The organism is Allorhodopirellula heiligendammensis, assembly GCF_007860105.1.
GTDB classification, from domain to species: domain Bacteria; phylum Planctomycetota; class Planctomycetia; order Pirellulales; family Pirellulaceae; genus Rhodopirellula; species Rhodopirellula heiligendammensis.
The window spans coordinates 961,171-972,662 of sequence record NZ_SJPU01000002.1 but is presented as its reverse complement, the minus strand read 5'-3'; the positions used below and the strand labels follow the sequence as shown (position 1 = coordinate 972,662).

Below are 11,492 nucleotides of genomic sequence, written 5' to 3'. Positions count from 1 at the left end.
GGTTTTTCGCACCTTCACAAAACAGGTCAATCCTCCCGTGACACCGTGCAACCTTTTGCTTGACGCAACTATCCAGACGCCAGATACTCAGCAGCGTCCAATCGGCGGCAACATTCCGCGCGTCACCGGAGAAACCGAAGATTCAAACCGGGACCACACCCCCAAAATCCAATTATCGCCGGGTGACGCCCCCCACAACCAGCGATGACTCCACGTTATCCGACGAAGTTGAATGGCTGATACTGTAAACCCACCAACTCCTTTGTTCGCGGCCCTCGAGTGTGGGGATGACGCCGCAGCGATTCGTGCAATCGAATCAGGATGCGACGTGAATGCTCGTGACTCTCGGCCATACATGGGAGGCGGACGAACACCGATTCATGTTGCGGCCATGATGAACAATGCTTCGATGATTTCACTGCTCCTTGTGGCCGGTGCCAATATAGATGAAACCGACGACGACGGACGAACTCCGCTCTGGGTCGCCTGTTCCAATGCTGACTACCGGGCTGTGGAGGCTCTGCTCGCTGGCGGTGCCGATGTCAACATCCAAGACCAGTTGAGAAGGACACCCCTAAGGTATGTTTCTGAGAAGATCGGATGTTTCATGGCTGTGCTTGTTGCACTTGAACAGAATGCCGGCGGATAACCAACGGATTGCCTGGTCCTCCATGCGTGCCCGCAGAGCTAGCAAAAATCAATGCCATGCAGTGGAGGAAGGTGTTCAGGTCTGGGCGGGCGAACGTCGCTCTGCCGTCCTCACTGATGTTTACCGATGTCGCATCTCCATGATATGAACGCGTTTGAACCATCACGCTTGACGTTCCCTGCTAGTCGATGGCGATTCTTCACCGCCACCATGTTCAGCAGCTTGTCCATCGGGATCGTGGTTTATTGCCTTACCCGATGGTTTCAAATCCCGTTTGGGTGGGCGGTGTTCATCGTCGTGATTCGTGCAGCTTTCTGGGCTTGCGCTGTCGACATTCAAAATTTTGATGTCCATGTAGATGGATACACGCTTTCTGGACCAAGTTTTATCTTCAGCTCCCAACCGGTATCCATCGATTTGAGCGATGTGGATCCTGAATTCGTCAGCGAGTGGCTCGGGGTTTTCTCAGTCCATGATTCCGCGGGAAACGAGGTTATGGCACACTATCGGTACTACATGCCGGACGATCGCGTCCTCCTTCGAGGACTCATCGAGCGTCTTCGTCAGCCATGACAGACCGGTCGCACTGGGAGGGATAATCGTGGCATTCACACCGAACGTGGCTTGCGGCAAATTTTGAGTTGGCCAACTTTACTCTCCGTCCAACCTGGTGCCCCCCGTTCGCCGAAGAAACTCATGCTTGTACGCACCTCGATCGTCGGGCAACGCCTCCGCCGCGTATTCGCTGACACGTCACTGTCCGATGACGCAGGTAACTACGCTGATTTCGTTTACCAACTTTCTAATGGGATAACGATACGGCTTCCTTCCGTAGACGACGCTGGATTCATCGACGCTGCAAAACAATTCATCGATTAGTTCGACGCCGAAGCTAATAGACTCAGCAAGGACATGGCAGAACCAAGCGATCAACCACAGTCGCCGAGCTAATTCGACCTCATCAATCAATGACGGCAACGACGATACCGCTGCCGTTAGCTGACTGAACAGCGTCCTACCGTTAATATTATGCGAAAACGATTCAGCCTCAGAGTGTTGCTTGCCACCGTCGCATTTTCCGCGATCTGTTGCGGTTCCATCATAGCGGTGAGACATAGCATAGTAGGACGTACTTACTACGCTCGCAGACTTGAAGCTCAAATCGATGGCCTCTACGCAAAGCAGCCCAGCACACTGAATGCGGAACAATGGAAATGCATGGTCGAGTGGACACGAAACCTCCATGGAAATAGCTTGATTGCGTTCCAAACCAGCACTGGCGAGATCGCCGCGTTTGAATCCCGCATCAGCGAACGATTGTCGGGCAACGTTGACGGCACTACGATCGAGTGGATATGGGATGAGTACGCCGTCATCTGCCCGGGTGGTGAGAATTACCAGAGATTTCGAATAATGCTCAACGAGTCCCTAGTAGCCCTGAAGTCACCAGTGCTGCTGGAGCCGCCCACGATCGACCAGGAGAATGGTCGGTAACTATCGGGACAGTAACTATCGGGACAGTGCCCCGGTTGCCCGGGCCCCCTATCTCTCCGTAAGTACGCGCCGACCGCACTAGGCTGTGCGCCGCTTGGAAGCAAGCCCGCTACACCTGTCTGTCATCCCGCCGCAGGTGCCCTCGCCTTATACTGTCTCTCCATTGGGTTCCATTTGGTATACTGCCCCTTCGAAATCCACGGACACGATGTGCAGCGGCCTCTCACCCCACCAGACCACGCCCAAATTGGTCGTCCCGCACCCGCGCACGCGAGTCAAACGATCTTCGAATGAAACCTTGTTTCCGTTCCCCCGGAGGCGTGTAATGAGTAGAACACCCTAGGTTTGATGAGTGCCTATTGCCATGCATGATGAAGCTGAACTGATACCGGTGTTCGTGCCCGCTCTGGGGGCGATCCTCGTTGCAGCGGAGGACAAAAAAAGCGAGCCACTCACCAGACAAGAGGTACTCTCAATTCGCGATAACGCCGCTTGCATCATGATGACCTCTTTCGACGCCAAGAAACTGGCTCAGTCCCGTGGCTATGACGACATTGACCCCGAGAACTGTTGGTACGACTGGCAAATGCTCCGGCGTGAGCTTGACCGGCGGCCAGATCGAGACCCTGGTGCTCGTGTAGACATGGTCCGGTCGTCTGACCCTGCGTACCGGGACTGTGTTGCCAATGCGCGGGCGACACTCGATGACTTTCGCTCGCTGATTCGTCGTCATGATTCACATTCATGCCTGATCAAAACCAAACTGAACGACGGCCAGAGCAGTGGTTTTGTGTGGCTGTTCAACACCATCGTTGCAGGCGACAGCTTCACCGCTGAACTGTTCGAAGTGCCACCGTCGGTTTCGTTGCTGAAGGTTGGCCAAGTATTTGAGGTCGCCGAATTTGATGTGATCGACTGGATGGTCAACGATGATGGAACGCTGTACGGTGGATACTCTTTGCGATACCACCGTGCGAACCTTCCCCCTGACGAACGTGGGGCGTTCGATGAATATGTCGGTGTGACCAAATATAGTTAACCAAGCCTTGAACTGAATCTGGCGGTCTTGGGTTTTTTAAATCAAAGTCCATTGGCGATGATTGTAAATGAGTCGACTCGGAAGAGTATCTCGCGCAAGGCATTGGATGTGCGAGCAACGCTTTAGGCAGTCAGCACCGCAGCCAAAATCAGCCGGTGGGCGCTAGCCCCGGTTGATAAGAGAGAACGCAAAGCGTTCCGTACGCGGGACAACCGGAGGCTAGCACGCACCGGCTAATCGGTTGAGACAACCGGGGCTAGAGCTAATCGGTTGGGACAACCGGGGCTAGCGCCCGCCGGCTGATCGGTTGAGGCGGGATTGATGCTGCGATCATCGAATGGACTTGGGATGAACACACCCACCTGTGTATCAGTGGGGCGAACGGGTAGGAGGCTTTGGCAGAAAAACCTTAATAGTGTTCGTTCACTCTCCCGCCAGAACTTCTTTCGCGGCGTCGATGGTTTCATCGATAATCGCTTCGTCGTGCAGCCGACTGAAGAACAACGCTTCAAATTGGCTGCACGGCATATAAATGCCTTTCTGGATCATGCCCCAGAAGTAGCGACCGAAGGCATCGCGATCGCAACGATCGGCGTCGTCCCAACACGTCACTCGATCGGGATTGAAAAACAGCGTCATCATGCTGCCTACGCGAGTAACGCTGTGTGGAATTCCGGCGGCCGTCGCAGCTGCGTCGAGTCCCGCTGCGAGTTTTGCGCCCATTCGTTCGAGTTGCTCGTAGGGGGGATTCTCCTTGAGGATCTTCAGTGTCGCGGAACCCGCTGCGACCGCGACCGGGTTGCCGCTGAGCGTGCCAGCTTGGTAAACCTTGCCCGCCGGTAGTACGTTGTCCATGATATCGGTCCGTCCGCCGTAGGCCCCCAGCGGCATGCCGCCACCCACGATCTTTCCCAGCGTGGTCATGTCAGGGGTGATCCCGAAGAGTTCTTGCGCGCCACCAGGTGCCACGCGGAATCCAGTCATGACTTCGTCAAAAATCAATACCGAGCCATGGTGTGTGGTCAGGTCTCGCAGAGTTCGCAGAAACTCCATCGCAGGAACCACGCAGCCCATGTTGCCGACGACAGGTTCCAAGATCACGGCAGCGATTTGATCGCCCTCAGCGGCAAAGGCATTTTCCAGCTGCGTGACATCATTGTAGGACAGCACGAGCGTGTCGCCGGCTGCCCCCGGTGTGACGCCAGGGGAGTCTGGGGCACCAAGGGTCGCCGCCGCACTGCCCGCAGCAACTAGCAGTGCATCGACGTGTCCGTGGTAATTCCCGGCGAACTTGATCACTTTGTTTCGACCTGTCGCACCGCGAGCGACGCGGAGAGCGCTCATGGTGGCCTCGGTCCCGCTATTGACCAGGCGGACTTTTTCGATGCTCGGCACCGCTTCGATAATCTGCTCCGCAAGCTGGGACTCAGCTTCGGTCGGTGCCCCGTAGCTGGTCCCACGCTCGGCCGCTCGAGTAATGGCTGCGATCACTTCGGCTTGGGCATGACCGAGAATCATCGGCCCCCACGAACCGATGTAGTCGACGTAGCGATGGCCGTCGATATCGAACAGGTAAGGGCCTTCGGCACGTTCGATGAACAGGGGCGTGCCACCGACTGCGCCAAAAGCGCGAGCTGGCGAATTGACCCCGCCGGGCATCAATCGCAGGGCTCGTTCGAAGGCGGCTTGGCTGCGGGCGGGTGCGGCAGGGGAACTCGTCGACGCGGACATGTCAAATCTAGCTGTTGGAGTCGTCAAATGAATACTTTCCAGACACAGAAGTTTAGACCTCTACCGCGTTGGCTTCCAGCCGCCGGTCGTGCGGTTTGGCGTGGTCATCGACCACGATTTCGCCCGACCTGCTCAGTCGTCAAGCAAGCGTGCCGCGACCACGCAGGCGGCGGTTTCGATCCGCAAAATCCGCTTCCCCAGATCAATGGGTTGCATCCCAGCGTCCAAGCAGGCGTTGAGCTCATGATCGGTAAGTCCACCTTCGGGTCCAATCACGCAGCTCAGGTTGGCGGGCATGCTCGCGGACATCTCGCCCAAAGGTCCGCCTCCAGGCATCGCGACGAGACGTAGCGAGGTCTCGTTCGGTGCCAACCGGGGGACAGCGGGCTGGTCGATCCACTGCGCAAACGATACCACCGGCGCAATCGTCATCAATTGATTGCGGCTGGATTGCTTACAAGCCTCGATCACGATCCGTTCGAGTTTCCCGATCAAGGAGGATGACGGTGGCCGCTGCGTGCGTTCAAACGTCAGCGGCACGATGCTCGCGATCCCGAGTTCGGTCAGTCGCTCGATCATTTCCTTACATCGCTCGGGTTTCGGCAACGCAATGGCGAGTTCCAGATGCCGGCTCGCTTCACGATTGACCCGCTGTGGCGATTCACTTTGGCATTCGCACTGGCGGCGATCGACCGCTGTCACGGTGGCGGCCGCTTGGTAACCGCGACCGTCAAACAGTTCGACTGCGTCGCCGACTCGCAACCGCATCACCTTCACAGCGTGGGCGGCCTCCTCAGCGGGCAGCTGGATGAGGGGATGCTGGGTGACTAGATCGGGGACGTAGTAGCGTCGCGTCATCGGTGGCTAGCGGATTCGAGAACAGGAGGGTGAGTCGGTCAATCCAATGGGGAAGACTTTAACGTCAGCAGGGTTTGGGTCGCAGTGGAGATGTGGCTGCAGACGATTTTAGCATGGGCTCGCTGTGTTACGACTTCGCGACATCGCCCGGTCAAACGAGAAAGGCTTCGGCAGGCTCGACGTTCGCGCTGGACGAGATCCTCGCTAGGCGAGGTCCGCGTTGGGCGCGGTCGTTGAACGCTGTGGTCGCGCGGGAATATACCAGACCCCGACTTTTGCCATATCATCACTTGACGCGTTAACGAGGAATCCGGCATTGAGAACAAGGCACAGTTTGCGTGACCCCCGCCGCCATCGGTCTACCTCACCGGAACATCGCAGGTCAGTGACGTCGGGTGAACTAGTGAGCGATGAATTCAGTAGCTATCCACCCGAATGCATCACGTCGCTGGCACCTACGGTGCTGAATCATTGGGGATTGCTCGCCTCCCCCTTTGACGCACCTCGGCCGATCGCCCAGCGACCCCTCCCCACGGAGTTTTATTTTCGCGGTGACCAGCATGTCGCGGCCTGGCATTGGCTGCAAAACCTAGTTCGACGTCCGGCCTGCCTCGGCATGCTGACAACATCGACGGGAGTAGGCACATCCGCATTGCTGCGGCATCTCGCAACCACCTCGGGGCTGGGCCGGACCGCGATCGAGACTGCGACCGCGGAGTGGGGAAATCAGTCGCTCGTTCGATTCATCGAAGATCTCAACCAGACCGCGGGAGGTGTCGACACGGTTAATAGTGTCCGCACGGTTTGGATGGTCGATGTCGCCCCCGCCTGCCAAGTCAGTGTTCGCTATCAGCGAGCAGCCGCATTAAAAAATTGGTACCAGACTAATGCTCACAATTTGTCCAACTTGACGGTGGTGATGGTCATTCGCAGGAACGTTGATCACGTCCGACTGATTTCGAACGCAACCCACTCGATTCCGTCACATCATCTTGCGAGATGGAGTGACCATGAGTTGGTCCGCTGCATCGGTGCCTCGTTGCGCCAAGCCGGCAGCACTCGCCCGGCCTTTACCGTTGCCGCGACGGCGCGGCTCGCAGAGGCGGCTGAGGGCTCCGTCAGCCGGCTCGGCAGACTGGTCCACGCTGCTTTATTGCACGGCTACCTTGCGGGCCTCTTGCAGATATCGCGAAAAGACTTGGGTGGCCGACTGCATGAAGAGATCCGTTTTGACCACTCGGCCGCTCAACGGCGGACTGCGTAGCCGTCTGAGAGCTACGTATCCCTCGAGAACCAACGAGTCCATTGGCGTTTTCATGCGGCGTTGAATCGAGCGGAGAAGAATTGTCGTCTGGTGCTCGGCATGAGGCGACACTCCCCAACCGCTCGATCCTTGATAGCTTGATAGCTTGATAGCTTGATAGCTTGGCGAAATCGGACTTGGGCAATGCCCACCCAGCTTATACAGCACGGTTCCGTATCGCGGTGCTATTTAGACATCGCCAGGCATTGAGTGGTCAAACAAAATCAAACTCACCCGGCTCAAATTCGAGCGAAATGGTGCAGTTGGCAGGCTCAGTGCCGTTGAGGATCCAGTCAAGCCGTCGGTACCAGGGCAGCGATTTCTCCCATTCCTTGATGGCTCCGTAGAGCTGGATCGCCCGCGGATGGTCTGGCTCGCGGATATCTTTCAATACTGCCAAAGCGCCGCTTGGCAATCCTCTCATGAACAGCGCGGTAGCGAAATTTCGTTTATACGCATTGCAGATGTTCGGTCGTTCGCGCAATGTGCCGGGCATCAACACGAACGCGCGATACAGTTCCACAGCACTTTCGGCGCGGCCTGCCCGCATCAAGCATACGCCCAGTGTGTTACGGACCTGCGGATCGCGATTGGCGGTGACGAGTATATTTGCTGCTCCGAGATAGTTGTCCTGCTTGATTAGTTTCCATGCTTTCTGGATGACTGGGTGTAACGGCGTTGCGGTATTGCTGGTATCCCGAACAGGAGAGGAAGGGCTAGCGGATGATTGTTGTGGAGTTTTTATTTGGGTGTGCGCAGACATCGTCTGTAACTTTCGTGAAATTCGAAAACGTGATTGATGGAAAACAGAGGGGAACGCCAGGCGTTCCTAAATCTGCAGTCGCACGTTCAAGTTCACGAGAGTTGCGCCTTGGTGACGGCCTCCAACCAGTTCGCGGTGCGTTCTCCGGTCGTGGGGACAATTCAGGATGGCCCGGGACGCCAGGAACGGAGCCCAGCTACCGCCATGCAATTCCAGCTCGTTTGGCTGTTCACCCGTCCCACGCGGTGCGGCCGTGGGCTGGATTGCCCAATGCTCGGCGGCGTGAGTGTCGGCGTCCAGCGATTGGTTTACCAACGCGTCGGGAAAGTTCTCCACCACGTACCGCGAGGCTGTCAAACCGACGGGTGCAGCCTGGATCAGTGCAACAGCAACAACCAACCAGGTTAGCAGTGGTCGAGCCACGAAAGCCCATCGCGGGGGGAAACCCCGAAGGCAATCAGAGCGTCGACTGACTGGGTTGCGTGTCATGGTGTCTCAGAGAATGAGGTGTGGCGATTGAACTCCGGGCTCGATCGCAACACCCACCGCCAAATTATCGACTGTCAATCCGGTTTGGCAAGTCCATCTTTGCTGACCATCTCAAGTGCATGCTGGTCCTCGCTGCTACGTCATCGAGCGTTGTTGTCGCTCCCACAGGTGGTGTACCCAGATGGGAGGTCATTTAACCGAATGAGAAGGGAGTACGACGTGATCGTCGCTCGATGGCTGGACACCGTCGGCGGGCGTCCAACAGTATTGCGGCGCAGTAGACTGTATCAATCGTGGTTTGATACGCGGCAATTGTTGACGATTTCTGGTATCGCAACGTTCCTTTGGTAGGATTGAAACCGTAGAATCAGATGTGAGCAAGATTCTGGTCGAAGGCGCACGTTCCTGCACACGTCTGCCTGTTTCTGCAGTATCCTAGTGCTTATGCCAAAGACTGCCTCCAACTACGAGTTTCTCGACGCCCCCACCCAAGAAGGTGATTTGGGGACGCTCGGTTCGTATCGCATTCTAGGTGAACTCGGGCGTGGCGGGATGGGCTACGTTTTCCGGGCGATTGACACGGTGCTTGAGCGGCCTGTGGCACTCAAGGTGATGAATAAGAAGGTCGCGTCGACACCCAACAGTCGTGATCGGTTCCTCCAGGAGGCCCGTGCAATGGCCGCCGTGCACCACGACAACGTCGTCGTGATTTTCGAAGTCGGAATGCACGAAGGCACGCCGTTCATGGCGATGGAGATGCTTCGCGGCGTCACGCTCGAGGGGATCAACGCCAGGAAAGAGACGTGCGACTACGAGCAGGTCATCGAGTACGCGCGTCAGATCGCACGCGGACTCGCTGCTGCCCATGCCAAGGGCATCGTGCACCGGGATATCAAACCTGCGAATATTTGGGTCGAAGAGGGTACCGGGCGCATCAAGATATTGGACTTTGGTTTGGCCTTGGCGACGTCACCCGATGCGGATGCTGCTGGGGTGGGTTCCGTCTGCGGGACGCCCGGATACCTCACGCCCGAGCAGGCACGCAGTGATCCTCTCGATGACCGCAGCGATTTATACAGCCTGGGTGTGGTGCTGTACGAAATGTGTACCGGTCGGCTGCCGACATCTCAACCTGCGATTCCTCAACAGTTGGTGGCGTTGTTGACAGGGACGCCCAAACCGCTGCGCGAACTCAATCCAGCAATCCCGCAGCCACTTGCAGATTTGATCCACCAGCTGCTCGCGAAGGAACCTGTCGATCGACCGGCCAATGCGATCGCTTTAGAAAAACAGCTCGATGTGGTGGCGAGGGAATGCGAGGCGAAATCAGAGACGGCGGTGTCGCTCAGCAAACTGCAGTTGAGCTTGAAGGAAGTCGTTAGCAAGCAGGAGGAGGCGAAGGCAGAATCGTTCGACCTGTCCGCTTTCGAAGATCTCGCGCTCCCTGCAGCGTCCACGACGACGTTCCCGGGGCCAGTCACACCGAAGCCTGGTTCGCTCCCTCCGGCGGGGACCAAATCGGGCGTGTTCCCAGCGGTCACGCCCAGACCCGGTGCGCCCAGACCCGGTGCGCCCACTCCAGCAGGCAAACCCAGCTCGGCAGGCGTTAAATCGAAGTCGACCGGCGCACCTGAAGTGAAGCCTGTCAGCCCGATCGTATGGATGGGAGCGGGAATCTTAGGAACGCTGCTGCTCGTGCTGGGGATCGTGTGGATGATCCTACCGGGCCAAAGCGAAAACACAGTCACGGTGGTGCCGCAACCACCCCAACCCCCACCTTCGTCGAACCGGTCGTCACCGCCCTCGCCAACACCGCAGACCAAGCCTCCAGGTGGCAACGCGTCTCCCGCTGGAAACCGAAACGCTAAAAATAAAAATAATCGAAACAGCAAGGCACCGGCGAACTCGCGGGATCCCGTCGCTGAGCCAGTACCCCCGACGACGTCGTCACCCGAGTCGTCCTCACCGGAATCGTTGTCGCCAGAGTCGCTGTCGCCAGAATCTGCGCCCAGAGCATCCGTCGCAGCGGAATCGACTCGACAGGTGATGCCAGAACAAGACCGGCCCCCGCTGCCGGATCCCACCACCACGCCCGATCCCGTTGCGGTTGACGATCCAACGGACGAACCGGCCCAGCCGGAACCCACCAAGGTCGTGAACGTCAACACGACTGCTGGCATCGGTGCCGACTCAACCGTGCGAGAAGGTTTCGAAACGTCGCTGGCCACTAAACCGATATTGCTGGTGCAACAGCGCAAGGGCGACGGTGAAGACAAACAGCATGTGCATTTGCGATTTGATTTGCAGGCCAAAGGGGTTTCTCACGGCGATGTCCAACAAGCCCGATTGGGAATGATCCTCTCACTGCCGGGACATGAGAAGCTTCAGAATACTGCTCTGCAGCTCTACGGATACGATGCCAAAGGCGCTGATAAGTGGGTCGAAGATGACGAACGCAAAGCCATCTTGTGGGAGAATTCAATTTCGCGTGAAGGCCTCGCGTCGCTGCCGTTGCTAGCCCAATGGAGCAGTGAGGATCCAGACTATGCGAATCCGAATGTGATTTTCTTCAGCTCGCCGGAATTAGCGGCCTTTATCCGCAAAGCCTCTGGAAACACGGTTAGCTTTGTGGTCTCCGGTGGTAATCCCGAGGGCACGGCGGTGCGGTTCGTCAGTAAAGAGGGCGACGCTACAAAAGCCCCCACGTTGATGTTGTCGATCTCAGCACCAACGAACTGAGCCTTCGACGGCGTGTTCTTGGCTACGTTCTCGTCGCTACCGGTCGGCAGAAACTTTGGATCGACCCTGGGATCTACTTTTTCTGGGATCTGCTTTTTCTGGGAACTACCTTCTCTGGGATCAATCCTCTCGGGGATCCGTGCGTTGATGCAGCGTACCGGCGACGACTGAGCGGAAATTCGCGATTCATCTGACGGCAGCGTGCGCCGGAGGCGGTCTAGGAATCAGTCCGGGCACCTCGAGATACGCTGCCGCCGGATGAGCGAGATTCGCCGCATGGTCGGACGGGGCCGCGCGTATCCCACGCCCCCCCTTGACCGCGAATCGCAGGCTTCAAATGCGTCAACGGGCCCAGGTTCTCATTAGCAGCACTTAGGGAGGCGATGGGCAACATTCTTCCCATTTCGCCTAGTGATACTTCCACAGG

At 57.3% G+C, this 11,492-nt stretch carries 11 protein-coding genes; 6 read left to right on the top strand and 5 right to left on the bottom strand.

All coding sequences use genetic code 11. The annotated features are described in order from the left end of the window. Positions 1-232: 232 nt before the first annotated feature. A complete protein-coding gene (locus Poly21_RS13980; RefSeq protein ID WP_146407598.1) occupies positions 233-649 on the top strand; it encodes an ankyrin repeat domain-containing protein in 417 nt (138 codons plus the stop codon). Between the two features lie 126 nt (positions 650-775). Further along, positions 776-1,222 carry a hypothetical protein gene (locus Poly21_RS13975; protein ID WP_146407597.1) on the top strand — a complete coding sequence of 149 codons (447 nt, stop codon included), beginning with the start codon at positions 776-778 and terminating at the stop codon, positions 1,220-1,222. 180 nt (positions 1,223-1,402) lie between these two features. Here the strand turns inward: Poly21_RS13975 and Poly21_RS27550 are convergent, their stop codons facing one another. Then, the gene (locus tag Poly21_RS27550) at positions 1,403-1,765 is read right to left on the bottom strand and encodes a hypothetical protein (RefSeq protein WP_302118889.1); all 363 of its coding nucleotides are present in this window, start codon (positions 1,763-1,765) and stop codon (positions 1,403-1,405) included. On the opposite strand from Poly21_RS27550, the gene Poly21_RS13965 reads away from it, so the two are divergent. Continuing rightward, positions 1,757-2,143, top strand: coding sequence for a hypothetical protein (locus tag Poly21_RS13965; RefSeq protein WP_146407595.1), 387 nt, complete (start codon positions 1,757-1,759; stop codon positions 2,141-2,143). The two genes, Poly21_RS27550 and Poly21_RS13965, sit on opposite strands and share 9 nt — an antisense overlap. A gap of 364 nt (positions 2,144-2,507) precedes the next feature. After that, the gene (locus Poly21_RS13960; protein ID WP_146407594.1) at positions 2,508-3,182 is read left to right on the top strand and encodes a DUF2314 domain-containing protein; all 675 of its coding nucleotides are present in this window, start codon (positions 2,508-2,510) and stop codon (positions 3,180-3,182) included. Between the two features lie 423 nt (positions 3,183-3,605). Here Poly21_RS13960 and hemL read toward each other — a convergent pair whose 3' ends face one another. Together hemL and Poly21_RS13950 are read right to left on the bottom strand one after the other, a co-directional pair. Beyond that, positions 3,606-4,913, bottom strand: a complete 1,308-nt coding sequence (gene hemL / locus Poly21_RS13955; RefSeq protein WP_146407593.1) for a glutamate-1-semialdehyde 2,1-aminomutase — start codon at positions 4,911-4,913, stop codon at positions 3,606-3,608. A 132-nt stretch (positions 4,914-5,045) separates the two neighbouring features. Further along, a complete protein-coding gene (locus Poly21_RS13950; RefSeq protein WP_146407592.1) occupies positions 5,046-5,771 on the bottom strand; it encodes an RsmE family RNA methyltransferase in 726 nt (241 codons plus the stop codon). A gap of 403 nt (positions 5,772-6,174) precedes the next feature. On the opposite strand from Poly21_RS13950, the gene Poly21_RS13945 reads away from it, so the two are divergent. Beyond that, the gene (locus Poly21_RS13945; protein WP_146407591.1) at positions 6,175-7,035 is read left to right on the top strand and encodes a hypothetical protein; all 861 of its coding nucleotides are present in this window, start codon (positions 6,175-6,177) and stop codon (positions 7,033-7,035) included. 253 nt (positions 7,036-7,288) lie between these two features. Here the strand turns inward: Poly21_RS13945 and Poly21_RS13940 are convergent, their stop codons facing one another. Together Poly21_RS13940 and Poly21_RS13935 are read right to left on the bottom strand one after the other, a co-directional pair. Further along, the gene (locus Poly21_RS13940; RefSeq protein WP_146407590.1) at positions 7,289-7,837 is read right to left on the bottom strand and encodes a tetratricopeptide repeat protein; all 549 of its coding nucleotides are present in this window, start codon (positions 7,835-7,837) and stop codon (positions 7,289-7,291) included. Between the two features lie 66 nt (positions 7,838-7,903). Beyond that, on the bottom strand, positions 7,904-8,260 hold the full coding sequence (locus Poly21_RS13935; protein ID WP_146407589.1) for a hypothetical protein: 357 nt from the start codon (positions 8,258-8,260) through the stop codon (positions 7,904-7,906). A 510-nt stretch (positions 8,261-8,770) separates the two neighbouring features. Here Poly21_RS13935 and Poly21_RS13930 point away from each other — a divergent pair. Beyond that, positions 8,771-11,065, top strand: coding sequence for a serine/threonine-protein kinase (locus tag Poly21_RS13930; protein WP_146407588.1), 2,295 nt, complete (start codon positions 8,771-8,773; stop codon positions 11,063-11,065). The last annotated feature ends 427 nt before the right edge of the window (positions 11,066-11,492 follow it).